At 75.1% G+C, this 26,608-nt stretch carries 27 protein-coding genes; 17 read left to right on the top strand and 10 right to left on the bottom strand.

What is annotated here, in order from left to right:
- Positions 1–84: 84 nt before the first annotated feature.
- Positions 85–633 (top strand): DsbA family protein, encoded by a 549-nt coding sequence (locus ACZ402_RS09330; protein ID WP_375823090.1) that lies wholly within the window; start codon positions 85–87, stop codon positions 631–633.
- 50 nt (positions 634–683) lie between these two features.
- On the opposite strand, the gene nhaA is transcribed toward ACZ402_RS09330, so the two are convergent.
- Positions 684–2,099 carry a Na+/H+ antiporter NhaA gene (gene nhaA / locus ACZ402_RS09325; protein WP_375823089.1) on the bottom strand — a complete coding sequence of 472 codons (1,416 nt, stop codon included), beginning with the start codon at positions 2,097–2,099 and terminating at the stop codon, positions 684–686.
- Positions 2,100–2,517: 418 nt separating this feature from the next.
- On the opposite strand from nhaA, the gene ACZ402_RS09320 reads away from it, so the two are divergent.
- The 4 genes from ACZ402_RS09320 (at position 2,518) to ACZ402_RS09305 (ending at position 6,393) form a co-directional block, all read left to right on the top strand.
- A complete protein-coding gene (locus ACZ402_RS09320) occupies positions 2,518–2,997 on the top strand; it encodes a nucleoside deaminase (protein WP_375823088.1) in 480 nt (159 codons plus the stop codon).
- A gap of 68 nt (positions 2,998–3,065) precedes the next feature.
- Positions 3,066–4,541: an NCS2 family permease gene (locus tag ACZ402_RS09315; RefSeq protein WP_375823087.1), complete on the top strand. Its 1,476-nt coding sequence runs from the start codon at positions 3,066–3,068 to the stop codon at positions 4,539–4,541.
- Between the two features lie 83 nt (positions 4,542–4,624).
- Complete coding sequence (locus tag ACZ402_RS09310; RefSeq protein ID WP_375823086.1) at positions 4,625–5,929, top strand: molybdopterin molybdotransferase MoeA; 1,305 nt, start codon at positions 4,625–4,627, stop codon at positions 5,927–5,929.
- Positions 5,930–5,982: 53 nt separating this feature from the next.
- On the top strand, positions 5,983–6,393 hold the full coding sequence (locus ACZ402_RS09305) for a molybdenum cofactor biosynthesis protein MoaE (protein ID WP_375823174.1): 411 nt from the start codon (positions 5,983–5,985) through the stop codon (positions 6,391–6,393).
- A 197-nt stretch (positions 6,394–6,590) separates the two neighbouring features.
- Here the strand turns inward: ACZ402_RS09305 and ACZ402_RS09300 are convergent, their stop codons facing one another.
- Entirely contained in the window at positions 6,591–6,863 is a 273-nt protein-coding gene (locus tag ACZ402_RS09300; RefSeq protein WP_375823085.1) for a DUF4564 domain-containing protein, read from the bottom strand.
- Positions 6,864–6,961: 98 nt separating this feature from the next.
- A complete protein-coding gene (gene moaA / locus ACZ402_RS09295; RefSeq protein WP_375823084.1) occupies positions 6,962–8,068 on the bottom strand; it encodes a GTP 3',8-cyclase MoaA in 1,107 nt (368 codons plus the stop codon).
- Positions 8,069–8,326: 258 nt separating this feature from the next.
- On the opposite strand from moaA, the gene ACZ402_RS09290 reads away from it, so the two are divergent.
- From ACZ402_RS09290 to ACZ402_RS09280, 3 genes are read left to right on the top strand one after another with little or no spacing between them, the layout of a single operon-like run.
- Positions 8,327–9,706: an XdhC family protein gene (locus ACZ402_RS09290; protein WP_375823083.1), complete on the top strand. Its 1,380-nt coding sequence runs from the start codon at positions 8,327–8,329 to the stop codon at positions 9,704–9,706.
- Positions 9,697–10,572 carry an FAD binding domain-containing protein gene (locus ACZ402_RS09285; RefSeq protein WP_375823082.1) on the top strand — a complete coding sequence of 292 codons (876 nt, stop codon included), beginning with the start codon at positions 9,697–9,699 and terminating at the stop codon, positions 10,570–10,572. The genes ACZ402_RS09290 and ACZ402_RS09285 overlap by 10 nt, the downstream gene beginning before the upstream one ends.
- The gene (locus tag ACZ402_RS09280) at positions 10,569–13,526 is read left to right on the top strand and encodes a molybdopterin-dependent oxidoreductase (protein WP_375823081.1); all 2,958 of its coding nucleotides are present in this window, start codon (positions 10,569–10,571) and stop codon (positions 13,524–13,526) included. The genes ACZ402_RS09285 and ACZ402_RS09280 overlap by 4 nt, the downstream gene beginning before the upstream one ends.
- A 51-nt stretch (positions 13,527–13,577) precedes the next feature.
- Here ACZ402_RS09280 and ACZ402_RS09275 read toward each other — a convergent pair whose 3' ends face one another.
- On the bottom strand, positions 13,578–14,291 hold the full coding sequence (locus tag ACZ402_RS09275) for a nucleotidyltransferase family protein (RefSeq protein WP_375823080.1): 714 nt from the start codon (positions 14,289–14,291) through the stop codon (positions 13,578–13,580).
- 148 nt (positions 14,292–14,439) lie between these two features.
- Between ACZ402_RS09275 and ACZ402_RS09270 the strand changes: the two genes are divergently transcribed.
- The gene (locus ACZ402_RS09270) at positions 14,440–15,765 is read left to right on the top strand and encodes a GYF domain-containing protein (protein WP_375823079.1); all 1,326 of its coding nucleotides are present in this window, start codon (positions 14,440–14,442) and stop codon (positions 15,763–15,765) included.
- A 3-nt stretch (positions 15,766–15,768) separates the two neighbouring features.
- Here the strand turns inward: ACZ402_RS09270 and ACZ402_RS09265 are convergent, their stop codons facing one another.
- Complete coding sequence (locus ACZ402_RS09265) at positions 15,769–16,179, bottom strand: winged helix-turn-helix transcriptional regulator (RefSeq protein ID WP_375823078.1); 411 nt, start codon at positions 16,177–16,179, stop codon at positions 15,769–15,771.
- Between the two features lie 141 nt (positions 16,180–16,320).
- Between ACZ402_RS09265 and ACZ402_RS09260 the strand changes: the two genes are divergently transcribed.
- Positions 16,321–17,199, top strand: coding sequence for an SDR family oxidoreductase (locus tag ACZ402_RS09260; protein ID WP_375823077.1), 879 nt, complete (start codon positions 16,321–16,323; stop codon positions 17,197–17,199).
- A 63-nt stretch (positions 17,200–17,262) separates the two neighbouring features.
- Here ACZ402_RS09260 and ACZ402_RS09255 read toward each other — a convergent pair whose 3' ends face one another.
- Both ACZ402_RS09255 and ACZ402_RS09250 read right to left on the bottom strand, forming a co-directional pair.
- A complete protein-coding gene (locus tag ACZ402_RS09255) occupies positions 17,263–17,646 on the bottom strand; it encodes a universal stress protein (RefSeq protein WP_375823076.1) in 384 nt (127 codons plus the stop codon).
- 43 nt (positions 17,647–17,689) lie between these two features.
- On the bottom strand, positions 17,690–18,595 hold the full coding sequence (locus ACZ402_RS09250) for an IclR family transcriptional regulator (RefSeq protein ID WP_375823075.1): 906 nt from the start codon (positions 18,593–18,595) through the stop codon (positions 17,690–17,692).
- A 73-nt stretch (positions 18,596–18,668) separates the two neighbouring features.
- Here ACZ402_RS09250 and eda point away from each other — a divergent pair, with 73 nt between their 5' ends.
- Positions 18,669–19,328, top strand: a complete 660-nt coding sequence (eda, locus tag ACZ402_RS09245; RefSeq protein ID WP_375823074.1) for a bifunctional 4-hydroxy-2-oxoglutarate aldolase/2-dehydro-3-deoxy-phosphogluconate aldolase — start codon at positions 18,669–18,671, stop codon at positions 19,326–19,328.
- Positions 19,329–19,331: 3 nt separating this feature from the next.
- Positions 19,332–20,453, top strand: coding sequence for a PfkB family carbohydrate kinase (locus ACZ402_RS09240; RefSeq protein ID WP_375823073.1), 1,122 nt, complete (start codon positions 19,332–19,334; stop codon positions 20,451–20,453).
- Positions 20,454–20,507: 54 nt separating this feature from the next.
- Here ACZ402_RS09240 and ACZ402_RS09235 read toward each other — a convergent pair whose 3' ends face one another.
- Entirely contained in the window at positions 20,508–21,302 is a 795-nt protein-coding gene (locus tag ACZ402_RS09235; RefSeq protein ID WP_375823072.1) for an SDR family NAD(P)-dependent oxidoreductase, read from the bottom strand.
- Between the two features lie 105 nt (positions 21,303–21,407).
- Between ACZ402_RS09235 and ACZ402_RS09230 the strand changes: the two genes are divergently transcribed.
- From ACZ402_RS09230 to ACZ402_RS09210, 5 genes are all read left to right on the top strand, one after another.
- Entirely contained in the window at positions 21,408–22,025 is a 618-nt protein-coding gene (locus tag ACZ402_RS09230) for a TetR/AcrR family transcriptional regulator (protein WP_375823071.1), read from the top strand.
- A 109-nt stretch (positions 22,026–22,134) separates the two neighbouring features.
- Entirely contained in the window at positions 22,135–22,506 is a 372-nt protein-coding gene (locus ACZ402_RS09225; RefSeq protein ID WP_375823070.1) for a hypothetical protein, read from the top strand.
- A gap of 136 nt (positions 22,507–22,642) precedes the next feature.
- Entirely contained in the window at positions 22,643–23,107 is a 465-nt protein-coding gene (locus tag ACZ402_RS09220; RefSeq protein ID WP_375823069.1) for a TFIIB-type zinc ribbon-containing protein, read from the top strand.
- 25 nt (positions 23,108–23,132) lie between these two features.
- Positions 23,133–23,903, top strand: coding sequence for an SDR family NAD(P)-dependent oxidoreductase (locus tag ACZ402_RS09215; protein ID WP_375823068.1), 771 nt, complete (start codon positions 23,133–23,135; stop codon positions 23,901–23,903).
- A 21-nt stretch (positions 23,904–23,924) separates the two neighbouring features.
- Positions 23,925–24,911, top strand: coding sequence for a bile acid:sodium symporter family protein (locus ACZ402_RS09210; protein ID WP_375823067.1), 987 nt, complete (start codon positions 23,925–23,927; stop codon positions 24,909–24,911).
- A gap of 85 nt (positions 24,912–24,996) precedes the next feature.
- Here ACZ402_RS09210 and ACZ402_RS09205 read toward each other — a convergent pair whose 3' ends face one another.
- Together ACZ402_RS09205 and ACZ402_RS09200 are read right to left on the bottom strand one after the other, a co-directional pair.
- Positions 24,997–25,455, bottom strand: a complete 459-nt coding sequence (locus tag ACZ402_RS09205; protein WP_375823066.1) for a SufE family protein — start codon at positions 25,453–25,455, stop codon at positions 24,997–24,999.
- A gap of 160 nt (positions 25,456–25,615) precedes the next feature.
- Positions 25,616–26,527, bottom strand: coding sequence for a sulfurtransferase (locus ACZ402_RS09200; RefSeq protein ID WP_047232734.1), 912 nt, complete (start codon positions 26,525–26,527; stop codon positions 25,616–25,618).
- Positions 26,528–26,608: the final 81 nt, after the last annotated feature.

Raw genomic sequence — 26,608 nt, 5'->3', positions numbered from 1 at the left:
CGCGCCGCCGCGGTGCCCGGGTGCGGGGACGACGTCGCCCGCTCGCCAGGTGCGACGCGCCCGCCCCGTGCCATGCTGGGCGGCGTGAGCGAGCAGACCGCAGCACCCGTCCCGGCCGAGCAGCTCGTCCCCGCCGACGCGCACGTGCTCGGCAACCCGGACGCGCCGGTCACGATCGTCGAGTTCGGCGACCTCGAGTGCCCGTACTGCGCCGCCGCCGCGCCCGTGCTGCGGCAGGTCGTCGAGTCGTCCGGCGGTCAGGTGCGCCTCGTGTTCCGGCACTTCCCGCTCTTCGAGATCCACCCCCACGCGCTCTCCGCGGCGCTCGCGGTCGAGGCCGCCGCGGCGCAGGGGCGGTTCTGGGAGATGCAGGCCGCGCTGTTCGAGCACCAGGACCAGCTCGGCGAGGCCGGCCTCGCCGACAGGGCCGAGGAGCTCGGCCTCGACGGCGCCTCGGTCGTGGGGGACGCCGCGCAGCAGCATGCCGCGCCCGTGCAGCGCGACTACGCCGACGCCCTCACCCTGGGAGTCCAAGGCACCCCGACCTTGTTCGTCAACGGCGTCCGCTACCGCGGCCGCGTCACCGCGGACGGCCTCCGCGCTGCGATCGAGGCCACGGCCCCGCCGAGGTAGTACCTACGACGTCGGTGGACCAGGGTTCTGGCTCGACGGGGGCTGGGTGCTCAGGCGGTCGCGGGTGGGCGCCAGGGGAGGGGTGGGAGCTCGGGCGGGGGGCCGTCGGCGCCGGGGGAGCACAGGGGCCAGCGTTCGCCGACGAACCGGAGGGCGAGGGAGCCGAGGACGGCGGCGACGAGCGAGCCGGCGAGGATACCGATCTTGGCCTGCTCGATGAGCACCTCGTCGTCGAAGGCGAGCTCGGCGATGAAGAGCGAGATGGTGAAGCCGATACCGGCGAGGATCGCCCCGCCGAGCAGGTGGGAGTAGCGCACCCTGCCGGGGAGGTCGCCGAGCCCGAGGCGCAGGGCGAGCGTCGCGGCACCGAAGATGCCGACGGCGTTGCCCACGACGAGCGCGACGGCGACGCCGATCGTCACGGGCGACGTCGCCGCGGTCCGCAGCGACTCGGCGTCGAGCTGCACGCCCGCGTTGGCGAGGCCGAACACGGGCACGACGACGTAGGCGCTCCACGGGTGCAGGACGCGCTGGAGGCGTTCGCTCATGGGCACCGCCGCGCGCGCGGCGAGCTCGGTGAGGTGCTCGCGCTCCGCCGTCGTCTCCTGGGCGAGACGTTTGGCGTACTTGGGCACGACCGCGACGTCGACGGGACGCGACGAGCGCGACGGGACGAGCAGGCCCACGAGCACACCCGCGAGCGTCGCGTGGACGCCGGACGCGTAGACCGCGCCCCACAGCGCGATCCCGACGAGGACGTACGGCGCCAGACGCCACACGCCGAGCCACCGCAGTCCGACGATGACGACGACGAGCACGGCGGCGACGAGGAGCCCGGGGAGCCAGAGGTCGTCGGTGTAGAAGAGCGCCATGACGGTGATGGCCCCGATGTCGTCCACGACGGCGAGCGTGAGAAGGAAGAGCCTGAGCTGGTCGGGGCAGCGTGGACCGAACAGTGCGAGGATCCCGACGAGGAACGCCGTGTCGGTCGACATGACGATGCCCCACCCGTGCTGCGCGGGCGACCCGGCGTTGAAGGCGACGTAGATGAGCGCGGGCACGGCGAGGCCGCCGAGCGCGCCGAGCGCGGGCACCGCGACGGTCCGGCGGTTGCGCAGCTCGCCGCTGGTCACCTCGCGGTTGATCTCGAGCCCGATGACGAGGAAGAACACGGCCATCGCGGCGTCGTTGACCCAGTGGTGCAGGTCCATCTCGAACGACCACGGCCCGACGTGCCAGCCCGCGGTCGCGGCCCACACCGCGTCGTAGGCCCCCGACCAGGCGGAGTTCGCCCAGACGAGCGCGACGACGGTCGCGGCGAGCAGCAGCACCGCGCCGCCGGCCTCGGTGGCGAGGAACGAGCGCAGGGAGGTTGCGACGGGGCGGAGCTGGAAGCGCAGCGGGGGGCCGGGGCGCGCGGGGACGTGGACGACCGGGAACGACGACGGCGGGGCGGGCTCGGTCACGGGGCCTCCGGGTGGTCGGGAGCGGGGCGACGCCCCCGGCGTCGGACCTTCGGGTGGGACCTGCGGACCGACGCTGCGTCGGACCTGCGCTGGGACAACTCTCGCGGGCGGGAGTTCCTTCCGCAACGGCCCGGCGACGGCGAGATCTCCACCACTCTGTCCACAGTATGGAAAAGTTCTTCCGAAACCCTTGTGGCCCCTGTCACGCGCTGCTAGCGTCGTGCGTGCCAACGGCGGGCCCGGGCCGAGCGGACGCTCGGTGGTCGACGCGATCGATCCGACACCGGCAGCTACCTACCAGGCGGAAGTGACAACTCGCCTGCAGCGGCCCGCCGGCCGCCTCCTCCCGGCTCACCGACGAGCCGGACAGCCGGAGGCGGAGCACCCGGCGTCGCTGCCCGAACCGTGGAGACTCACCATGGACACTCTTGTCGTGGACGCAGCACACCTGGACCGAGCCGTCGCCCTCGCGGTCGACAGCGTCGCGAACGCCGGAGGACCCTTCGGCGCCGTCGTCGTCACCGCCGACGGGCAGGTGTTCGAGGGCAACAACCGGGTCACGCAGGACAACGACCCCACCGCGCACGCCGAGGTCACCGCGATCCGGCGCGCCTGCGCCGCGCTCGGCACGTTCGACCTCACGGGCGCGACCCTCTACTCGAGCTGCGAGCCCTGCCCCATGTGCCTCGCGTCCGCCCTCTGGGCGCGCGTGCAGACCGTGTACTTCGCCGCCGACCGCCACGACGCCGCGAGCGCCGGGTTCGACGACGCGGAGTTCTACGACTTCTTCGCCGCGGACCCGGCCGACCGGAGCATGCAGGTCGTGCACGAGCGCACGGCCACCGCCACCGCGCCGTTCGACGCGTGGCGCGTCCTCGAGTCCCGGATCGAGTACTGAGCGGCCGCGCGGCCGATCGGCACCGCGATCTCGCACCGAGAGGACACAAGGACGTGACCCTCCTCGGCATGCGGCGGGAGACCGCCGAGAACGACGACGCACGCGGCACCGGCCCGGCCACCGGCCGGCTGGACCGCTTCTTCAAGATCACCGAGCGCGGCTCGACCACGGGGCGCGAGCTCCGCGGCGGTCTGGTGACCTTCTTCGCGATGGCGTACATCGTCATCCTCAACCCCCTCATCCTCGGCGGGACGAGCGCCGAGAACGCTCCCGTCGACGTCGCGGGCGGGTGGCTCCAGACGGCGCAGGTCGGCGCGATGACCGGCCTCGCCGCCGGCGGGCTGACCATCCTGTTCGGCCTCGTGGCGAACCTCCCGTTCGCGCTCGCGGCCGGGCTGGGCATCAACTCGTTCCTCGCGGTCGCCGTGATCGGCGACGTGACGTGGCCCGAGGCGATGGGGCTCGTGCTCGTCAACGGCCTGCTCATCGTGCTGCTCGCCGTGACGGGCGCGCGGTCGGCGATCTTCAACGCCGTCCCGCGCCAGCTCAAGGCGGCGATCACGGTCGGCATCGGCCTGTTCATCGCGTTCATCGGGTTCGTCGACGCGGGGTTCGTCACGCGCACCCCGGGAGGTCCGCCGGTCCAGCTCGGCGACGGCGGGTCGATCACCTCGGTCCCGACCCTCGTGTTCGTCGTCGGGCTGCTCACCATGGGGATCCTCGTGGCGCGCAAGGTCAAGGGCGGCCTGCTCATCGGGCTCGTCGCGACGACCGTCGTCGCGATCGTGGCCGAGTCGGTGCTGCAGCTCGGTCCGGCGTCCGACGACAACCCCGGCGGCTGGCACCTCACCGTGCCGACGCTGCCGAGCTCCCTCGTCTCCGTGCCGGACCTCAGCCTGTTCGGGCAGCTCTCGTTCGGCGCGTTCGACCGGATCGGGGCGCTCGCGGCGACGATGCTCGTGTTCACGCTGTTCTTCACGAACTTCTTCGACGCGATGGGCACGATGACGGGCCTCGCCAAGCAGGGCGGCCTCGCCGACGCGGACGGCAACTTCCCGCGCATCAAGTCGGCGCTCGTCGTCGAGGGCGTGGGCGCGGTCGTGGGCGGCGCGACGTCCTCGTCGTCGAACACGGTGTTCGTCGACTCGGCCGCGGGCGTGGGCGAGGGCGCGCGGACGGGCCTCGCGTCGGTCGTCACCGGCGGGCTGTTCCTGGTCGCGATGTTCCTCACGCCGCTCACGGCGGTCGTGCCGATCGAGGTCGCGAGCGCGGTGCTCGTGGTCGTGGGCGCGATGATGATGGGCCAGATCAAGGAGATCGACCTGACCGACTTCACGGTCACCCTCCCGGTCTTCCTGACGATCGTGACCATGCCGCTCACGTACTCGATCGCCAACGGCATCGGGATCGGGTTCGTCACGTGGGTCCTGCTGCGGTTCGCGTGCGGCAGGGCGCGCGACGTCCACCCCCTGCTGTGGGTGGTGGCGGCCGGGTTCGTCGTGTACTTCGTGCGCGGTCCCCTGACCGCGGTCGTGGGAGGCTGAGCCTCGACATCGACCGCACGGCCGACGGGTCGCCCGCTCCTCCGGGTGGCCCGTCGGCGTGCACGGAACGTGGGAGGGCAGGCATGGCCGGGACTGCACGCGTGAGCGTCGACCAGCACCGCGCGGACGTCGCGGCGCTCCTCGCCCCCCTCGTCGAGGCGGCCCGACGGCGCACGCGCACCGAGGACGTCGTCCTCGCCGACGCGCTCGGCCGGGTCCTCGCTGGCGACCTCGTCGCGCCCGTCGCCGTCCCGCTGTTCCGCAACTCCCAGATGGACGGCTACGCCGTGCTGGCCGCGGACGTCGCCGGGGCGAGCGCGGACGCGCCCGTCCGGCTCGGCGTCGCGGCCGAGATCCCCGCCGCCCCGGGCGTCCCGCCGCGGCTCGCCCCGGGCACCGCGGCCCGCATCATGACGGGCGCACCCGTGCCCGACGGCGCGGACGCCGTCGTCCCCGTCGAGGACACCGTCGCAGGGACGTTCTCCGGCACGCCGCGACCCGACGCCGCAGGTCCGGCGGGCGACGACCCTGCCGGTCCCGGTGCGAGCCACGCCGTCGAGGTCCGCGTGCCGCGGTCGGCGGGGGACTTCGTCCGGGAGGCGGGCTCCGACGTCCGGCCTGGGGACGTGCTCCTGCGGGACGGGACGGACCTCGCGCCGCACCACCTGGCCGCCGCGGCGGCGTGCGGGGTGGGGAGCGTGCGGGTGGTCGCCCGGCCGCGCGTCGCCGTCCTGTCGACCGGGTCGGAGCTCGTCGGTCCCGGGGAGACGCCGGGGCCCGGGCAGGTCTTCGACGCCAACGCCGACGCGCTCGGCGCCGCCGTGCGGCGCGCGGGCGGGGAGGTCGTGCGCACGGCACGCTGCGGTGACGACGCCGCGCGGTTCGCCGCCGTGCTTGCCGAGGCGGCCGCGGTCGCAGAACTCGTCGTCACGTCGGGCGGCGTGTCGCAGGGCGCGTACGAGGTGGTCAAGGACGTGCTCGGTGGCGGTGCGTCGTCGGGCGTCACGTTCCGGTCGGTCGCGATGCAGCCCGGCGGGCCGCAGGGGTTCGGCGCCGTGCACGGGACGCCCGTGCTCACGTTCCCCGGCAACCCGGTGAGCGCCCAGGTGTCGTTCGCGATGTTCCTGCGCGAGCCGCTCGAGCGGGCGTCGGGTCTGCCCGCCGTCGACCGGGTGCGCACGGCCGTCCTTGCCGAGGCCTTGACCTCGCCCGCCGGGAAGCGTCAGCTGCTGCGCGGCGCGACCGGCCCCGACGGCACGGTCCGCGTCGTCGGGGGAGCGGGGTCGCACCTCGTCGCGTCGATGGCGCGGGCGGACGTGCTCGTGGACGTCCCGGCGGACGTGACAGAGTGGGACGCCGGGACCGAGGTGGAGGTACGAGAGCTGTGAGCGAGACGCAGGGCGAGTCCCGAGGCGCTGGCCAGGGTGGTGCGTCCGAGGACGTGAGCCGCGTGACGACGGACGTGCTCGACGACGCCGTGTCGCGCGCCGTCGAGGACGCGGTCGCGAGCCCGGAGTGCGGCGCCGTCGTGACGTTCCGCGGGGTCGTGCGCGACGTCGACGGCGGCCGCGGCGTGAGCCGGCTCGACTACGAGGCGCACCCCGACGCCACCGCGGTGATCCGGCGGTGCGTGGCCGGTGTGGCGGCCGAGACCGGGCTGCGCGTCGCCGCCGTCCACCGGTACGGGACCCTCGGGATCGGCGACGTGGCGCTCGTCGCGTCGGCGGCCGCGGGTCACCGCCGGGAGGCGTTCGAGGCCTGCTCGCTGCTCGTCGAGCGCATCAAGGCGGAGGTGCCGATCTGGAAGCGGCAGCACTTCGACGACGGCGTCTCGGAGTGGGTCGGGCTGTAGCGGACCGCGCTCCGGCCGCGCCGCCGACCGGGCCGACGAACGACGAGAGGCGAGAAGTGGCCCCCGGCTCGGGCCGGGGAGGGACCACTTCTCGCCTCTCGTGCGTCTGGCTGCGGATCCGCCGTGCGACGACGATGTCAGGCGGCACGCTCCCGGTCTCGCGCTCGCCGCGCGGACCGTGGGTGGGACGGGACGGGTCAGCGCGTGGTGGGGCGGTTGTCGAGCAGCATGCCGATGCCCAGCCCGACGGCGGTGCCGAGGACGAGGCCGAACCAGCTCAGCACGACGGTCCCGACGACGGCGCCGATCGTCGCGCCCAGGACGCTCTTGGTCCCGGCCTTCCAGCTCCCGGACCGGTCGTCGGTGCGGTAGATCGGCAGCGCGGAGGTGCCGTTGTCCGGCGTCGCCGTGGGCGCGTCGGAGGAGGAGGTCGCGGGGCGGTTGATGGGTGCAGGGGAGATCGTCGTCACGGCATCCATGGTAGGAAGGTCCGTCCGCTGTGACCTGGGCAGACGCGGCAGGGTGACCGGCTTCACCCTATGATCTGCGCCACCGTGCGCAGCGTCGTTCAGCCGCCGATCGCGCCCATGCTGCGCGACGTCGGCGCGAACGCGTCGGCGGCGAGCGTCCGGGTGTCGCTGCCGTGGGCGAGCGGCTTGCGCCACATGGCGCCCTGCCACGCGCGGGCGAGGGCGTCGTCGCGCTCGTCCTCGGTGAGGTCCGCGGAGCGGAGGATCGCGCGCAGGTCGGTCTCGTCGTCGCCGAACAGGCACGACCGGACGGTGCCCTCGGCGGTGAGCCGGGTGCGGTCGCACGCGCCGCAGAACGAGCGCGTGACGGACGCGATGATGCCGACGGTCTGGGGACCGCCGTCGACGAGCCACTCCTCGGCGGGCGCGGACGGGTCGTCGCGGCCGACGGCGAGCAGGTCGAAGCGGCTCCCGAGCGCGGCGAGGAGGTCCGTCGCGGAGACGAGGTCGTCCCGCGTCCAGTGCCCGTCGGCGTCCAGCGGCATCTGCTCGATGAACCGCAGGTGGCAGCCGTGGTCGACGGCGAACGCCAGGAGGTCCGCGGCGCCCGTCAGCGTCTCGGGCATGAGGACCGCGTTGAGCTTGACCGGCGCGAGCCCGGCGGCGAGCGCGGCCCGGATCCCGGCGAGCACGTCGGGCAGCCGGTCGCGGCGCGTGAGGCGCGCGAAGTCGGCCCGGTCGACGGAGTCGAGCGAGATGTTCACGCGGTCGAGGCCCGCGGCGACGAGCTCGTGGACGCGCTTGTCGAGCCCGATCGCGTTGGTCGTCAGCGAGAGCGACACGTCGGGCGCGGCTGCGCGCGCGGCGCGCAGGATGTCCGCGAGGTCGCGGCGCATGAGCGGCTCCCCGCCCGTGAACCGGACGTCGGTGATGCCGAGCCGCCCGACGGCGACGCGCACGACCCGGCCGATCTCGGCCGGCGTGAGGAGGTCCTCCCGCGGGATGGCGGGGAGGCCCTCGGCGGGCATGCAGTAGGTGCAGCGCAGCGAGCACTTCTCGGTGATCGAGATCCGCAGGTCGCGCGCGACGCGGCCGTAGCGGTCGACGAGCGCCTCGGTCGCGGGACGGCTCGGGTCGAGGTCCGGTGAGCCGCCGGCGGGCGCGGTCGAGCGCAGCCTGGGCATCCCGAGCGAGACCGCGGTCATGGGCCGATCGTACGTTCCCGGCCGGGGACTCGTGACCCACGCGGGGCCGCGTGCTAGCCTCGAGTCCATCGGATGGAAGTTGAATTCCATTCAGCGGAACACCTCTCTTCTCGGAGGAGAGCAGTCCAAGGGCGGATTCAAGCCCTGCGTCTCCGGAGCGTCACAGCCGACGCGTTCCCGGGCACGCAGGGGACTCACCGCAAGGGTTCACTGGAAGGACGCCGGTTCGCCGGCACCCTGGCGGAAGCGAGGCCCACGATGCTCCAGATCGTCGACCGGCTCGCCCCCTGGCTCGGCCCGGGGCAGCCCCCGTTCGCCGTCGCGACGGTGGTCGCGGCGTCCGGCTCCGTGCCGCGACCGGTCGGCACGGCGATGGCCGTGCGCGCCGACGGCGCCGTCCTCGGCAGCCTGTCCGGCGGGTGCGTCGAGGGCGCGGTGCACGCCGCCGCGCTCGACGCCATCGCCGCCGGAAGGTGCCACCGCGAGACGTTCGGCTACAGCGACGACGACGCGTTCGCCGTCGGGCTGAGCTGCGGCGGCACGCTCGACGTGCACGTGCAGCCGGTCTTCCCGGGCGACGAGGCGGCACGGGCGCTCGCCGCGACGACGGCACGGCCCGACGGCGGAGCGCGCGCGGGCTCGGACGCCCCACCGGGTCCGGGGGCGGGGCCGTCCGACGGCGCGGCGGCGGCCACCGGGCTCGGGTCCGTGGCGCTCGTGCGCCGGATCGACGGGGCGCGGCGCACCGCGGTCCTCGTCGACGACCCCGCGGCCGCGGACGAGCGGAGCGTCGCCCGGGCGCTGCGCGACCTGGTCGGACCGGCCGCTCTCGACGCCGCGGCGGCCCAGGTGGTCGCCGTGCTGCGTGCGGGCGGCACGGCGGCGGTCCACGCGGCGCACGGAGCGCCGCGGGTCCCGGCGCCCGGCACACCCGGCACGGCGCCCGGCACCACGCTCGACCCGCAGACCGGCGCATCGACGCACGACGGCGGCGCGTGCGACGAGACCGAGCCCGTCACGCTGCTCGTCGAGACCCGGCTGCCCGCGCCGCGGTTCCTCGTGTGCGGGGCGAACGACTTCGCCGGCGCGCTCGTGCGTCACGTGCGCCTGCTCGGCTACCGCGTGACCCTGGTCGACGCGCGCGAGGTGTTCGCCGACGCGCGCCGGTTCCCCGAGGCGGAGGTCGTCGTCGAGTGGCCGGACCGGTACCTCGCCACCGAGGCTGCCGCCGGTCGCGTCGACCCGCGGACCGCCGTCGCGGTCCTCACGCACGACGCGAAGTTCGACGTGCCGCTCCTGCACCTCGCGCTCGACCTGCCGCTCGCGTACGTCGGCGCGATGGGGTCGCGCCGCTCGCACGCCCAGCGTGTCGCGGCCCTGCGCGCGGAGGGCGTCACCGAGGCGGCGCTCGCGCGCCTGCGCTCACCCATCGGCCTGGACCTCGGGGCGGTGACGCCCGAGGAGGTCGCCGTCTCGATCACCGCGGAGCTCGTCGCGACCCGGCACGGGCGGGCCGCCGTCGTCCCGCTCAGCGGCACGGACGGGCCGATCCACGCCGACCCTCCCGCCGCGTCGTCCGACCACGACCCCGCGACCACGTCCGCGCCGATCCCCGAGGAGGCCTCCCGATGGACCTGAGCACCGTCACCGACCTCGTCCCGACCGTCGACCCCGGCGACTGGCGCGAGGGCGACGCCTGGCTCGCGGGCGGCACCGTCCTGTTCTCCTACGGCAGCCAGACGCTGCGGCGCCTGCTCGACGTGACGAGCGCCGGCTGGCCCGCGCTCACGGTCACCGACGACGGCCTCGAGATCGCCGCGACCTGCACGGTCGCCGAGCTGTGGGGCTTCGAGGAGAGCCCGCAGGCCGCCCCCGTGCGTGGACGCTGGACCGCGCTCGACCTCGTGCGCCCGTGCTGCGACAGCTTCGTCGCGTCCTTCAAGATCTGGAACACGTCGACGGTCGGCGGCAACGTCTGCACGTCCCTCCCGGCCGGGCCGATGATCTCCCTCACGGCCGCGCTCGACGGCGTCGCGGAGGTCTGGGGACCGGGCGGCACCCGCCGGGAGCAGCCGGTCGCCGAGCTCGTCACGGGAGAGCTGGCCAACACGCTCGCGCCCGGCGAGCTCCTGCGCGCGATCCGCGTGCCCGACCACGCGCTGCGCGCGCGCACCGCGTTCCGGCGCCTGTCCCTCTCGAACCTCGGGCGCTCGGGCGTCCTCCTGATCGGCCGGGTCGACCCGCCCGACGCGGGAGGCGGGCTCGTCCTCACGGTCACCGCCTCGACGCGGCGGCCCGTGCAGCTCCGCTTCCCCGCGGACGCGCTCCCGACGGCGGCCGGGCTCGCTGCCGCGCTCGACGCCGCGATCCCCGTCGAGCTCTACCACGACGACATCCACGGACTGCCCGCGTGGCGCCGGGACATGACCTACCGCCTCGGCGAGGAGATCCGCGCCGAGCTTCTCGGCTGCCTCGTCGACGGCACGGACGGAGACCCCCGATGACCCCGATCGACCCCCGCCCGACCCCGCCCGTCTCGATCGACGGCCGCACGGCGCAGACCGAGCCGCGCGCGGGCCAGTGCCTGCGCACCTACCTGCGCGAGCAGGGCGCGCTCGGCGTCAAGAAGGGCTGCGACGGGGGTGACTGCGGGGCGTGCACGGTCCACGTCGACGGCGTCCCCGTGCACTCGTGCGTCTACCCGGCGCGGCGCGCGGCGGGCCACGAGGTGACGACCGTCCAGGGCCTCGCCGCGACGGCGTGCCAGGGCAGCGGCGCCGGGGACGAGGGGACCGCCGCGTGCGACCAGGACCCGCACGGGCCGCAGGACGCGCTGCACCCTGTGCAGCAGCAGTTCCTCGACGCGCAGGGGTTCCAGTGCGGGTTCTGCACGGCGGGGATGATCATGACCGCCGCGACGTTCGACGACGCGCAGCGCGCGAACCTGCCGCGCAACCTCAAGGGGAACCTGTGCCGCTGCACCGGCTACCGCGCGATCGAGGACGCCGTCCTCGGCCGGGGCGACACGACCGGGACCGCCCCGGGCACGGGGGAGCGCACGCCGTCGGGCGGTGGCCATGCCTCTACCTCGGGTGACCACGCCTCTACCTCGGCGTTCGGGCGGGACGTGCCCGCGCCGGCCGGGCGCGGGGTCGTCACCGGGACGGCGCGGTACACGCTCGACGTCGACCCCGCCGACTACCCGGGGCTGCTCCACCTCAAGCTCGTCCGGTCGCCGCACGCGCACGCGCGCGTCGTCGCGATCGACGCGTCCGCGGCGCTCGCGGTGCCGGGCGTGCACGCCGTGCTCACCCACGAGGACGCGCCCGCGGCGCGGTTCTCGACCGCGCAGCACGAGCTGTTCACCGACGACCCCGACGACACCCGCGTCCTCGACGACGTGGTCCGGCACGTCGGGCAGCGCGTCGCGGCCGTCGTCGCGGACACGGTCGCGGCGGCCGAGGAGGGCGTGCGCCAGGTGCGCGTCGAGTACGAGGTGCTGCCCGCCGTCGTCGACCCCGAGGACGCGATGGCGCCCGGCGCGCCGCTCGTCCATCCCGAGCTGGACGCCGCGGACGCGCGCGTCTCGCGGCCCGAGGCGAACGTCGTCGCCGAGGTGCACAGCGAGCTCGGCGACGTCGAGCGCGGACTGGCGGAGGCCGACGTCGTGCACGAGGCCACGTACCGCACCCACCGCGTGCAGCACGCCGCGCTCGAGACGCACGGCGCCATCGCGTCGCTCGACGACGACGGCCGGCTCGTCGTGCGGTCGTCCACGCAGGTGCCGTTCCTCGCGCGGCGCCACCTCGCGCGCGTGCTCGACCTGGACCCGGAGCACGTGCGCGTGCACTGCGAGCGCGTGGGCGGCGGGTTCGGCGGCAAGCAGGAGGTGCTCACCGAGGACGTCGCGGCGCTCGCGGCGCTGCGGCTCGGGCGCCCGGTCCAGCTCGAGCTCACCCGCACGGAGCAGTTCGTCGGGACGACGACGCGCCACCCCTTCCGCATCCGGGTGCGCGCGGGCGCGCGCCGCGACGGAACGCTCACCGCCCTGCACCTCGACGTGCTCACCAACACGGGCGCGTACGGCAACCACGGCCCCGGCGTCATGTTCCACGGGTGCGGCGAGTCGCTCGCGGTGTACCGGTGCGAGAACAAGAAGGTCGACGCGCACTGCGTCTACACGAACACCGTGCCCGCGGGCGCGTTCCGGGGCTACGGGCTGTCGCAGATGATCTTCGCCGTCGAGTCGGCGGTCGACGAGCTCGCGCAGCAGCTCGGGATGGACCCGCTCGAGCTGCGGCGGCGCAACGTCGTGCTCGACGGCGACCCCATGCTCTCCACGCACCCGACGCCGGAGGAGGACGTGCTCTACGGCAGCTACGGCCTCGACCAGTGCCTCGACCTCGCCGCCGACGCGCTCGCGCGCGGGCGCGCCCGCGACGTCGCCGCGTACGGGGCGGGAGCCGGGTCGGGTGCTGACGCCCTGCCGGACCTCGGTCCGGAGTGGGGCGTCGGCGAGGGCACCGCGCTGTCGATGATCGACACCGTGCCGCCGCGCGGGCACTACTCCCACGCGCGCGTGCGGCTGCGTGCCGACGGCGTGGTGGAGGCCGAGGTCGGCACCGCCGAGTTCGGCAACGGCACGACGACGGTCCACGCCCAGCTCGTCGCGAGCGCGCTCGGGCAGGACGCCGGGGACGTCGTCGTGCGGCAGTCGGACACCGACCTGCTCGAGCACGACACCGGCGCGTTCGGGTCCACGGGCACGGTCGTCGCGGGCAAGGCGTCGCTCGCCGCGGCGCAGGACCTCGCGGAGGCGGTGCTCAAGGTCGCCGCCGGGATGGCCGGCGCGGCGCCGGGGGACTGCCGGCTCGTGCCCGGGGGCGTCGACTGCACGGGAAGCGATCGAGCGACGACCGTCCTGCCGCTGGCCGACGTCGCGCGCGCCGCCACCGACGCCGGGATCGAGCTCGTCGCCGAGGGGCGCTGGGGCGGCACCCCGCGCTCCGTCGCGTTCAACGTGCACGGGTTCCGCGTCGCGGTCCACCACGGCACGGGGGAGATCCGCATCCTGCAGTCCGTCCAGGCCGCCGACGCGGGCGAGGTCGTCAACCCGCGCCAGTGCCGCGGCCAGGTCGAGGGCGGCATCGCGCAGGCCCTCGGCGCGGCGCTCTACGAGAACGTGATCGTCGACGAGACCGGCCGCGTCACGACCGACATCTTCCGCCAGTACCACCTGCCGACCTTCGCGGACACCCCGCGCAGCGAGGTCTACTTCGCGCGCACGTCGGACACGGTCGGGCCCATGGGAGCGAAGTCGATGAGCGAGAGCCCGTTCAACCCGGTGGCCCCCGCGCTCGCCAACGCGCTCCGCGCCGCGACGGGCGTGCGGTTCACCGACCTCCCGCTGGCCCGAGACCGGGTCTACCTGGCCATCAAGGCCGCGTCCACCCGCTGAGTGCTGGCTATCTGTCGTCCTCCCGGCTGTCCGACGACAGAGACCCAGCACTCAGCGGGCGCGGGGGCGCGGGTCCAGGAGGTCGAGGTCGGCTTCCGTGTCGAGGTCGCGGCCGTCGCCCGGGTGGTCGACGACGTCGATGAGGTCCGCGTGGGCGCGCAGGAAGTCGCGGGCGCCGTGGTCGCCCCGGGCGCTCGCGACGGCGGGCTCGGCGAGCGCGGCGTCGAGGACGAGCGGGTGCGCCCACCGCGGGGTCGGTTCGGCGCCGAGCACGGCCTGAGGGTCGTTCTCCGCCTCGGGGCGACCTCCAGGTCGTGCTCGACGCGCGGGGCTCGTCGTCCAGCGCGACGCCGTCACGCGGCCGGGGTGGTGGGACGCGAGGAGGCGCGCGACGTCGTCGGGCACGACGCCGGGCTGGTCCACGTGCGCGACGACGACCCTTGCGGGTGCGAGGTCGAGCGCCGCGGCGACGCCGACCCGCAGCGACGACGCCATGCCGGTCGCCCAGCCGGGGTTGTCGACGACGCGCACCCGGGGGTCGTCGAGCGCGGTCGCGGCCCGCACGTCCTCGGCCCCGGCGCCGAGGACCACGACGACGGCGTCGCACCCGCCCGCGAGCAGCACCCGGGCCGCGTGCTCGACGAGCGTCCCGCCGCGGTGGGGGAGCAGCGCCTTGGGCCCGCGCCCGAGCCGCGTCCCGGCACCCGCGGCGAGCAGGACGGCGACGGTGGGCGTCGCGGGCGCGGTCGTCGGCGGGTTCGGCACCCGGCCAGGATAGGTCGCCGCCGAACCCGGGGTCCCTAGCGCCGACGGGTCCACGACCTGCAGCGCGTACGTCCCGAACGCGCGGATGCGGACGGCGCCGAGCTCCGGGACGCCGGCGCCGCCCGCGGGGCCGCCGCCCCTTCCCGCCGTGGAGTCGCCCTGGTACTGGGCGGTCGGCGGCACGCAGGCCGGGCCCGGCACGACGGCGGACCTCGCCGGCCGCGTCCGGTCCGGCGAGGTGACGCGCGCGTCGCTCGTGTGGCAGGAGGGCATGGCCGCGTGGACCGCCGCGGGCGAGGTCCCCGCGCTCGCGGCGCTGTTCGCCGCGACACCGCCGCCGCTGCCTCCGACCGGCGCCCCGACCGGAGACCCGACCGGACAGGTGGCGGGGCTGACGGTGAGCGACGCCCAGGGAGAGCTCGTCCGCACGCGCTGCGAGGCGTGCGGGTCGCAGCTCGCGTACGCGCCGGGGACGCAGCACCTGCGGTGCGTGGCGTGCGGCGGGACGGTCGCGATCGTGCACGCGCCGGGCGACGCCGTCGACGAGCACTCGTTCGACGCGTGGGCCGCCGCACAGGGCGGGGTGCGCGCCGGGATCCTCGACGCGCGGGTCCTCACGTGCGACGGGTGCGGCGCGACGACGCAGGGGACCGACCTGTCCGTCGCGTGCCGGTTCTGCGGCGGCCACCTCGTCGCGGCGGCCGAGACGGACGGCCTGGTGCAGCCGGAGGCGGTCGTGCCGTTCGGCGTCGAGCAGGCGCAGGCGCGCGAGGCGTTCCGGCGCTGGGTGCGCTCGCGCTGGTTCGCGCCGGGCGAGCTGAAGAAGGTCGGGGACACGGAGTCCCTGCACGGCTCGTACGTGCCGCACTGGACGTTCGACGCGCGCACGTCGTCGGCGTACTCGGGGCAGCGCGGCGACGCCTACTACGTGACCGTCAAGAACGGGGACGAGGAGACCCGGGAGCGACGGGTGGCCTGGACGCACGTCTCGGGGCACGTCGCGCGCGACTTCGACGACGTGCTCGGCCCCGCGTCCTCGCAGGTGGCCGAGCGGGACCTGGCGACGCTCGGCCCGTGGCCGCTGTCGCACGCGGTGCCGTTCCGCGCCGAGTACCTCGCGGGGTTCGCGGCTGCCCGGTACGACGTCGAGCCCCCGGTCGGCCTGGACCGCGCGAAGCAGAAGATGGCGCCGGTGATCAAGGACGACGTCGAGCGCGACATCGGGGGCGACGAGCAGCGCGTCGGCTCGATCCGCACCGCCTACGCGGACGTGATGTTCAAGCTCGTGCTGCTGCCGCTGTGGATCGCGACGTACGTGTACGCGGGCAAGCAGTGGCAGGTCATGGTCAACGCGAACACCGGCCAGGTGATCGGGCGGCGCCCGTACAGCGTCGGCAAGATCGTGCTCGCCGTGCTGGCGGGCCTGCTCGTCGTCGGCGCGCTCGTGTTCTGGTACGTGCGCTCGCAGACGTGAGCCTCAGGCGTCCCGGCGCGCGTCGTACGCGTGCTGGGACGCCGTCACCTCCGTGACCGAGCCCTCGAGGACGTCGAGCAGCCCCGTGAGGCTGTCGGCGACGCGGCGCCCGAGGTCGGTGAGGGAGTACTCGACGTGCGGCGGGATGGTCGCGCGCACCTCGCGCACGACGATGCCGTCGCGCTCGAGGGACTGGAGGGTCTGGGCGAGCATCTTCTCGCTGACCCCGTCGATGCGGCGCCGCAGCGCGTTGAACCGCACCGCGCCGTCGCGCAGGCCCGCGACCGTGAGCACGCCCCACCGTCCGGTGACGGTCTCGAGGACGTGTCGCGACGTGCAGCCGCGCTGGAAGACGTCGGCCACCATCGCGTCGGTAGGTCCGGTGTCCTCCGCGGGGCGGGCGTCGGTCGTCATCGCCCCAGGATACGGCGCGTGCACGTTGGGTGGCACTGTGAGATAGACCGCACCTGCTCCTAGTTGGCACTATCGAAAAGTAAGTGCATGCTGGGACGGCGCGACCGCCCGGTCGCGTCCCCGCACCGAAGGAGTCCTCGCATGTCCATCGCCGTCACCGGAGCCAGCGGCCACCTCGGCCGCCTCGTCGTCGAGTCCCTCCTCGCCCGCGGCGCCGACCCGTCCCAGGTGATCGCCGCCGCGCGGACCACCGCCAAGGTCGCCGACCTCGCCGACCGTGGTGTCCAGGTCCGCGAGGCCGACTACGCGCGCCCCGAGACCCTGGCGGCGGCGCTCGCGGGCGTCGACGTGCTCGTCCTCGTGTCGGGCTCCGAGGTCGGGCAGCGGGTGCCACAGCACCGCAACGTGGTCGAGGCGGCCGCCGCGGCCGGGGTCTCCCGCGTGATCTACACGAGCGCGCCGCACGCGACGACCTCCGCGCTCGTCCTCGCGCCCGAGCACAAGGCCACGGAGGAGCTCCTGGCCGCCTCGGGACTGGCGACCACGATCCTGCGGAACAACTGGTACACGGAGAACTACGTCGGCGACGTCGTGGGCGCCCGCGAGTCCGGCGAGCTCGTGTCGAGCGTCGGCGACGGTCGGGTCGCGAGCGCGACCCGTGCGGACTACGCCGAGGCCGCGGCAGTCGTCGCGCTCGCCGCGCAGGCGGACGCCTCCGCGCACGCGGGGGCCGTCTACGAGCTGAGCGGCGACGTCGCGTGGACGTTCGACGACCTCGCCGCCGCAGCCGCCGAGGTGCTCGGGCGCCCCGTCACCTATCGGCGCGTGAGCCCTGACGCGCACCGGGCGTTCCTGCTGGGGGCTGGACTGGACGAGGGCACCGCCGGGTTCGTCGTCGCGCTGGACGGCAACATCCGCGACGGGCTGCTCGCCGAGACGTCGGGGGAGCTCGCAGGCCTGCTGGGCCGCCCGACGACCCCGCTGGTCGACGGGCTGCGCGCCGCCGTCGCGCAGGACTGAGAGGTCGCGACGTGGCCGTCCGGGGTACCGGGAGGCCGCGTCGCGGCACCCGTCAGGAGGGCGTCAGTGCGACGCCTTGACGACGAGCACCGGGACGGGCGAGTCGAGGAGCACGCGCTGCGTCGTGCTGCCGAGCAGGAACTTGCCGACCGGCGAACGCTTGCGCGCACCCACGACGACGAGGTCGGGGCCGGTGCGCTCGGCCGCGGCGATGATCGCCTCGGCGGGGTCGAGGTGCTCCGAGCGGTAGGAGATCTCGGGACGGGCGACCTCGGCGGGAAGCGTGTCGAGCAGGTGCGCGAGGGTCGCGGGGACGCCCGCGTCGGCGTCCTGCGGGGTGAGGACGAGGACCGCGAGGGCGGTCGAGCGGTGGACCGCCTCGGCGACGGCCGCCCGGAACGCGGTCTCGCCCTGCGGGGAGTCGTTGTACGCCACGAGGACGGTCATCGCGGGCCCTTCCGTCATTCCGTCGTGCTGCGGTTGAACTCTCTCACAGCCCCGCTGGCGTCGCCGGTCGACGCGCTCCGGTCGCGGCGGGGTCGTCGTGCGGGCCGTGCCGGCCGGGCCGGCCGAGCACGGCGTCCGGCACGGTGAGCGTCGGCGGCAGCAGGGGCGGGACCACCTCGCGGAGGACGGTCTCGATCTCACGGCGCCGGCGCGCCCCGAGCCGCTCGGCCGGCGCGGTGACGCTCACCGCGGCGACGGACTGGCCGTCGCGCAGCACGGGCACCGCGACGCAGCTGATGCCCGGCTCGTTCTCCTCCGTCTCCGTCGCGAAGCCGCTCGTCCGCGTCGCGTCGCACGTCGCGCGGAGCGCGGCGGCGGTGACCGGATGCTCGTCGGGGGCGGCCGCCGCGTACCAGGCGAGCGCGGCCTCGTCGAGCGGCCGGTGGGCCAGCAGCGCGCGCCCGAGGGCCGTGGTGGCCGCGGGGCGACGTCGGCCGACGGCCGACCAGACGCGCACGGCGCGCGCGGGCTCGACCTTGTCCAGGTACACGATCTCCGTCCCGGCGAGGGCTCCGAGGTGCACGAGCTCGTCCGTCGCCCGGCAGACCGCGACGAGCACCGGGTGCAGGAGCGCGGGCAGGTTCTCCTCGCCGAGGTAGACCGTCGCGAGCGCGGTCGCCGCCGGGCCGAGCCGGTAGTCGCCGGTCGTGGCGTCCTGCTCGGCGTAGCCGCGGTAGCGCAGCGCCGCGAGCGTGCGGTGGAGGGAGGCCTTGTGCAGCCCGAGCGAGCGTGCGAGGTCGCCGAGCGCGACCCCGGTGGGGCCCGCCGCGGCGAGGGCCTCGAGCGCGGTCAGCGCCCTGTCGACGCTCCCGAGCGGGCTCGCGGCGTGCCCGCCCGCCGCGTGCTCGCTGCCCTCCCGCGGGCCCGACGCCGTGCTCCCGGTTTCCATCGTCGTGGCTCCTTCGCCTAGAGTGCGTTCCGTAGTGAACAACAGGCGTTCACCATAGCGAAACGGAGCGAGGATGTCATCCCACGGACCCCTGGAGGCGATCGCACGCGTCCGCGTCGTGCCGGTCGTCGTCGTCGACGACGCGGAGCAGGGTGTGCTCGTCGCGACCGCGCTGCGCGACGGCGGGCTGCCGGTCGCGGAGGTCACCTTCCGCACCGCGGGTGCCCGCGCCGCGATCGAGGCGATCGCGCGCGAGGTGCCGGACGTGCTCGTCGGCGCGGGGACCGTCGTCAAGGCGGCCCAGGTCGACGAGGCCGTCGAGGCCGGGGCACGCTTCCTCGTCTCGCCGGGGCTCTCGGCCGCCGTCGTGCGCCGCGCGCAGGAGCTCGGGGTGCCGGTCCTGCCCGGGGTCGCGACGCCGTCCGACGTCATCGCCGCGCTCGACCTGGGCCTGGACGCCGTGAAGCTCTTCCCGGCGAACGTCGTCGGAGGCCCCGCGGCGGTCAAGGCCTTCTCCGCGCCTTTCCCGGGCCTGCGCTTCGTCCCGACCGGCGGCGTGAGCGCCGCCAACCTGCTCAACTATCTCGCGCTGCCGTCGGTGCTCGCGGCCGGCGGTTCCTGGATGGTCGACGCCGCCCTCGTGCGCGCGGGCGACACCGCCGAGATCACCCGCCGCACGCGCGAGGCCGTCGAGCTCGCCGCCACGGCCCCGCACCCCGCCGAAGGAGCCTGACCCGTGCCCGACACGACCCAGAACCAGCCCCCGCTCGCTCTCCGCCCCGCGGGCGAGTGCGCCTACGACGTCGTCGCCCTCGGCGAGGTCATGCTGCGCCTCGACCCGGGCGAGCGCCGCATCAAGACCGCCCGCAGCTTCGACGCGTGGGAGGGCGGCGGCGAGTACAACGTCGCGCGCGGCCTGCGCCGCGCCTTCGGCCTGCGCGGCGCGGTCGTCACCGCGCTCGCGGACAACGAGGTCGGCCGCCTCGTCGAGGACCTCATGCTCACCGGCGGGCTCGACACGCGCTGGGTGCAGTGGCGCGAGTACGACGGCATCGGCCGCACCGTGCGCAACGGGCTCAACTTCACCGAGCGCGGCTTCGGCGTGCGCGGCGCGGTCGGCGTCTCCGACCGCGGCAACACCGCGATCGCCCAGCTCCGGCCCGAGGACGTCGACTGGGACGACGTGTTCGGCCGTGGCGTGCGCTGGTTCCACACCGGCGGGATCTTCGCGGCGCTGTCCGAGTCGTCGGCCGACGTCGCGGAGGCGGCCATGGCCGCCGCGCGCCGCCACGGCACGGTCGTGTCCTACGACCTCAACTACCGCCCGTCGCTGTGGACGGGCATCGGGGGCGTCGAGCGCGCGCAGGAGGTCAATCGCCGGCTGGCGCGCTACGTCGACGTGATGATCGGCAACGAGGAGGACTTCACGGCCTCGCTGGGCTTCGAGGTGGAGGGCGTCGACGAGAACCTCACCGACCTCGACACCGGGGCCTTCCGCGCGATGATCGAGCGGGCCGCCGCGGAGTACCCCAACTTCCAGGTCGTCGCGACGACGCTGCGCGGCGTGAGGACGGCGACCGTCAACGACTGGGGTGCGATCGCGTGGTCGCGCGTGCAGGGCTTCGCCGAGGCGACGCACCGCCCCGGCCTGGAGATCCTCGACCGCGTGGGCGGCGGCGACTCGTTCGCGTCGGGCCTCGCGTACGGGCTCATGGAGCTCGGCTCGATCCACGAGGCGGTCGAGTACGGCGCGGCGCACGGCGCCCTCGCCATGACGACGCCGGGCGACACGTCGACGGCGTCGCTCGCCGAGGTGCGCAAGCTCGCCTCGGGCGGCAGCGCGCGCGTGCAGCGCTGACGTCCCGCTCGTCCCGGGCGCACCGCGGGTCGCGGTGCGCCCGGGAGGACGGGCTCAGTGCGCCGGGGAGAGCATCCGCCCGGACAGCGTGACGATCGCGCGCGTCGGGGCGAGGCGCGCCGCGAGCGTCTGGAGGCGGTTGCCGAGCCCGGGGACGACGCCGGGCGGCGCGTCGCGGCGGTCGAGCGCGCGCAGCGCGTCGCGCACGACCTGCTCGGCGCTGCGGACCTGGCCGATCTTCGCCTCCTCCGCGCCGAGCACGTCGAAGAACTCGGTCGGGACCGGTCCGGGGGACAGGGCGAGCGTGCGCAGGCCGGTGCCCCGCGTCTCGTACCAGAGCGCCTCGGTGAAGGAGCGGACGAAGGCCTTGGTCGCGCCGTACACCGCCATGCCGGGCGTCGCCTGGTAGGCGGCGGTGCTCGCGACGTTGACGAGCGCGCCGCGCCCGGTGGCGACCAGCTCGGGCAGGAACGTGCGCGTGAGGTCGACGAGGCTCGCGACGTTCACCTGGACCTCGGCGGCGACGCGGTCCGCGTCCGCGTCAGCGAGCGCGCCGTGCGAGCCGAACCCGGCGTTGTTCACGAGCGTGCCGAGGGTGATGCCGCGCTCCCGGAGCATCGCCGCGAGGGCGGCGCCCGGCCGGGGGGTGGCGAGGTCGTAGGGGAGCACGGTGACGGTCGCCCGCGTGCGGGTGCGCAGCTCGGCGGCGAGCTCCTCCAGGCGGTCGGCGCGACGGGCGACGAGCACGAGGTCGGCGCCGCGCCCGGCCAGGCGGCTCGAGAGCTCGCGGCCGAGGCCCGAGCTCGCGCCGGTGACCAGGGCGGTGGTCCCGCGGTAGTCGAGGGGCATGGCGGTCCTCCAGGGTGGTGGGATCGAAGGTGTACACCTGTTCACCGAGTATGGTGAACAGGTGTACACCGAACTCGCGCCCGCCGCAAGCCCCGGTCGACGCCGATGACCGCCGCGCCGAGCCGTCGCGTGCCGCACGCGCGGGGGCAGGGCGAGCAGCTCCGTCGTGAGCTCGTCGACGCCGCCGCGACGCTCCTCGCACGACCCCGGGGCGTGCCGGCCCCGTCCCTGCGCGCCGTGGCGCGGGCCGTCGGGGTCTCACCCGCCGCCGTCTACCTCCACTTCGCCTCGCAGGCGGACCTCGTCTGGGCGGTCCTCGAGCGTCACCTCGACGGGCTCGCGGCAGCGTTGGGCGCCGCCGACGACCCGGCGCTCGACGCGCGCGAGCGCCTGCACCGGGGGGCCGCGGCGTACGTGGCGTGGGGCCTCGACCATCCCGGTGCGTACCAGCTCCTCTTCGAGAGCATCGACTCGCTGGACATCGAGGGCGGGCAGGACCTGCCCGGCGACAGGCTCGTCGAGGAGACCGCCCAGATCCTCGTCGACGGGGGCGCGGACCGGGAGAGCGCGCGGCTCGCGGCGACCCGGGTGTGGGTCGCGCTCCACGGCCTCGTCTCGCTCCGCCTGCACAAGCCCCACCAGCAGTGGCCCGGCGACCTCGTCGACGACCGCCGCGCGCTCGTGGACGCGGTCCTCGCCACCGTCCTCGCGCCGGAGGCGTGACCGACCGGGGTCGACCAATGGGTCGGGCCACCCGTGCCGGCGGCTCCCCGGCGTGGTCCTGGGCCGCGGGTTAGGGTGACAGGACGCGTCGGGGGCGGGAGGTGTCGTCGTGACTGGTGGCCGGGCTGCCTCGGCGAGCCTGCCCCGGCGCAGGGTGGACCCGGCGCTCGACCTGGCACGCGCCGTCGAGCACGCGCGGATCCTGCGAGGTGCGGGCGACGCCGCAGGGGCTGCCCGCGTCCTCGACCGCGCGTTCGACGCCGAGGGCGTCCGGGCCCGCACCGTCTCCGAGCCCCTCCGGTTCCGCGCGCTCGTGCTGCGCGCCGACCTCGCGCTGCGGCTGCACGACGACGCCGGGGCGGCCCGGTTCCTCGCGGGCGCCGAGGCTTTGCCCCTGCTCGCGGACGCGCTCGCCGCCCTCGACGACGAGCGGCACCTCGCCGAGGAGCTGCGCGAGCAGCTCGCGGCGGACGAGGACTGAAGCGCGGCGGCGCGGCCCGGGGCGTCGCACGCACGGACCGCGAGCGTGCGGGAACCCGGGCGGCGCGTGGCGCGTTGGACTGCCAGCACCCGTGCCGCGAGTCGGACGGACGACGCCCACCCGAGCGGAGGACCTCATGCTGTGCCCCACCGACCAGACCGTGCTCGTCATGACCGAGCGCAAGGGCGTGGAGATCGACTACTGCCCGACGTGCCGCGGCGTGTGGCTCGACCGTGGCGAGCTGGACAAGATCATCGACCGCTCGCTGGAGAGCGAGATCGCCGCCGAGGCCGCGGGCCCGGCCGCCGCCGCGCCCGCCCCGGCCCCCGTGCCGCCCGCGGCCCCGGCCCCCGCGCCGACGTCGTACCCGCCGGCGCCGGCCGTGGACTACGGCACGCCCGGGTACGACGGGCACCGCGACGAGCGCCGGTACGACGACCGTGACCGCTACCGGGGCGGCCAGTACGGCGACGACCGGTACCGGGACGACCGCTACCGCGACGACCGCGACCGCCGCTACGACGGGCGCGACGGGTACGACCCCCGCTACCGCAAGCGGAAGAAGAAGGAGTCGTGGCTCGAGGACCTCTTCGACTTCTGACGCGGCCCGTGGTCGACTGTCCCGCGTGACCGTCCTCGACTCGTTCTCGCTCGTCGGCCGCACGGCCCTGCTCACCGGCGGGAGCCGGGGCATCGGGCGGGCCGTCGCCCGCGCGCTCGGCGAGGCCGGGGCGCGGGTCGCGCTCACCGCGACCACCGCGCCGGCCGCCGAGGACGCGGCCGCCGCGCTGCGGGCGGGCGGGATCGACGCGCGCGGGTACGCGCTCGACGTGACGGACCGCGCGCAGGTCGACGACGTCGTCGGGCGCGCGGCCGCGGACCTCGGGACGGTCGACCTCCTCGTCAACAATGCGGGGATCTCGATCGGGGGAGCCGCGCTCGAGATCGACGACGACGTGTGGCACCGCACGCTCACGACCAACCTCGACGGCGTCTGGTACTGCTCGCGCGCGGTCGCGCGGGCCCTGGTCGCGGAGGGCCGCCCGGGCACGATCGTCAACGTCGGTTCGATGTCGGCGTCGATCGTCAACCGGCCGCGCTGGCAGCCGGCCTACCTCGCGTCCAAGGCGGCGGTGCACCAGCTCACCAAGGGCCTCGCGGCCGAGTGGGCGCCGCACGGCATCCGCGTCAACGCCGTCGCGCCCGGCTACGTGCGCACCGAGGCGTCGCCCGTCGACCAGCCCGAGTACTACGACGACTGCGTCGCGCCCGCCGCGATGCGGCGCTGGGCCGAGCCCGAGGAGATCGGACCGCCCGTCGTGTTCCTCGCGAGCGCGGCGTCGAGCTTCATGACGGGCGCGGTCGTCACCGTCGACGGCGGCTACACCCTGTTCTGAGCCGGGCTAGGCTCGGTCCCCGTGCGTGCAGTCCTGAGCCGGTGGGTCGACCCGTTCGTCGTCACGCTGCTGGTCGTGCTCGTGCTCGGGCTCGTCGTGCCGGTGGGGCCGGGCGCGCAGCGCGTGGTCGACGCCGTCGCGGACGTCGCGGTCACGGTCCTCTTCCTCGTCTACGGCATGCGCCTGTCCACGCGCGAGGTCTGGGCGGGCCTGCGGAACTGGCGCCTCCAGGGCGGGATCCTCGCGGCGACGTACGTCGTCTTCCCGGTGCTCGGGCTCGTCACGGCGTGGGTCGTCGAGCCGCTCGTCGGGGCACCGCTCGCCGCGGGGGTGCTCTACCTGTCCCTGCTGCCCTCGACGGTGCAGTCGTCCGTCGCGTTCACGTCGGTCGCGCGCGGCAACGTCGCCGGGGCGATCTGCGGGGCGACCGTCTCGAACGTCGCCGGGATGATCGTCACGCCGCTGCTCGTGCTCTGGCTCATGAGCGGTCCCGGCGGCGCGGCCGGGGGCGCCGACGGTCCCACGGGCGGGCTCGGCGGCCTGCGCACGGTGCTGCTCCAGCTCCTGCTGCCGTTCGTCGTCGGGCAGCTCCTCCAGCCGTGGGTGGGGGACTGGGTCCGCGCGCGGCGCTGGCTCACGCTCGGCGTCGACCGGGGCACGATCCTCGTCGTCGTGTTCGGCGCCGTCGCCGCCGCGTCCTCGGCGGGCGTGTGGTCGAGCGTGTCCGGCTGGTCGATCGTCGCGCTGCTCGTCGTGAGCGCGCTCGTCCTCGCCGCGATGCTCGCGCTCACGTGGTGGGGCGGGGCGGCGCTGCGGCTGTCGACCGAGGACCGGATCGCGCTCCTCATGTGCGGGTCCAAGAAGTCGCTCGCCACCGGGCTGCCCATGGCGAGCGTGCTGTTCCCCGTGGCGGTCGCCGGCGTCGTCGCCGTCCCGGTGATCGTGTTCCACCAGCTCCAGCTCGTCGTCTGCGCGGTCCTCGCGCGCCGCCTCGCGCTCCGCGACTGACGCGCCGGGCATGACGTCGCGTCTCGTCAGGACGTCCGGACGGGCCGCAACCGCATGCTCGGCCGGTGCTGGTGCGAACCTCCGGTCAGGGGCGCTCGGCCACCTGCTCGCGGACCTGGCGCTTGGCGCGCGTGAGCATGCCGTTCATGCCGCCGATGCGCAGCGGGCTCACGGCCCGCGTGAGGCCGATCGACATGGGGTAGTCGTCCGGCACGTCGAGCACCTCCTGCACGGTCAGGCCCGAGAGGCCCTGCGCGAGGATCGACGCGAACCCGCGCGTCGTCGGCGCCTCGGCGGGCGCGGTCGCGAAGAAGTGCACGACGCCGTCGCCGTCGACCTCCGCGAACGCGCGCACGGGGGACTGGCACTCCTCGATGCGCTCGAGCAGGCCGGGCGCGCTCGCGTAGCGCTCGGGGAGGTCGGGCAGCTCGTTCGCGAACTCGAGCAGGAGCTGCAGCCGCTCGCGCTCGGGCAGCGCGAGGAAGTCCTCGCGGATCTCCGCGAGGGCCGCGGGCAGGGACGAGGCGTCGGACGGGGAGCTCATGGTGTCGATCCTTGCATCGGGGGCGTGCGGCCGGGACGGAGTCCCACCGTGCGGAACACCCGGCCGGCGCGACGTATGCCCGGCGGCAGACGCCGACGGCGCGCGGCGGCTCCACGAGGGAGCGGCCGCGCGCGGTCGGGCGTGAGGGACGAGCGGTGCGTCAGTTGAGCGACGCGGGGGCCTCGCCGGCCTCCTCGCCCTTGACGATCGGCACGCGCACGGCGTTGCCCCACTCGGTCCACGAGCCGTCGTAGTTGCGGACCTTGTCGAACCCGAGCAGGTAGGTCAGCGCGAACCACGTGTGGCTCGAGCGCTCGCCGATGCGGCAGTACGTGACGACCTCGTCGTCCGTCGCGAGGCCGAGGCCGCCCTCCTGGTAGATCGCCTCGAGCTGCTCGCGCGACTTGTAGGTGCCGTCCTCGGCGACCGCGGTCGCCCACGGGACGTTGCGCGCCGTCGGGATGTGCCCGCCGCGCAGCACGCCCTCCTCCGGGTAGTCGGGGATGTGCAGGCGCTCGCCCGTGTACTCCTGCGGAGAACGGATGTCGACGAGCGGGCCGTTGCCGATGTGCGCGAGGACGTCCTCCTTGAACGCGCGGATCGTCACGTCGTCGCGCTCGACGACGGGGTACTCGACGGCCTCCGGCGCGGGGACGTCGGTCGTGACCTCGCGGCCCTCCGCGATCCACTTGCCGCGGCCGCCGTCGAGCAGGCGCACGTCCTCGTGGCCGAACAGCGTGAAGACCCACGCGGCGTACGCGGCCCACCAGTTGTTCTTGTCGCCGTAGACGACGATCGTCGTGTCGCGGCCGATGCCCTTGTCGCCGAGGAGCTGCGCGAAGCCCTTGCCGTCGATGTAGTCGCGCGTGTCGGGGTCGTTGAGGTCCGTGTGCCAGTCGATCTTCACCGCGCCCGGGATGTGGCCCGTCTCGTACAGCAGCACGTCCTCGTCGGACTCGACGACGACGATCCCCGGCTGACCGAGGTGCTCGGCGAGCCAGTCCGTGCTCACGAGGCGGTCGGGGTGGGCGTACTGGGTGATCTTCTCGCTGGTGTCGAGCGGTGCGGGCATGGTGTCCTCCGTGCGGCGGGAGCTGGGGTGTCCGAGCGTCAGGCTAGGTCTGCTGTCCGCATCACGGAAGGGCCGTCGCGC

This window comes from Cellulosimicrobium sp. NPDC030954 (assembly GCF_055571305.1).
This window is presented reverse-complemented; position numbering and strand designations above follow the sequence as displayed.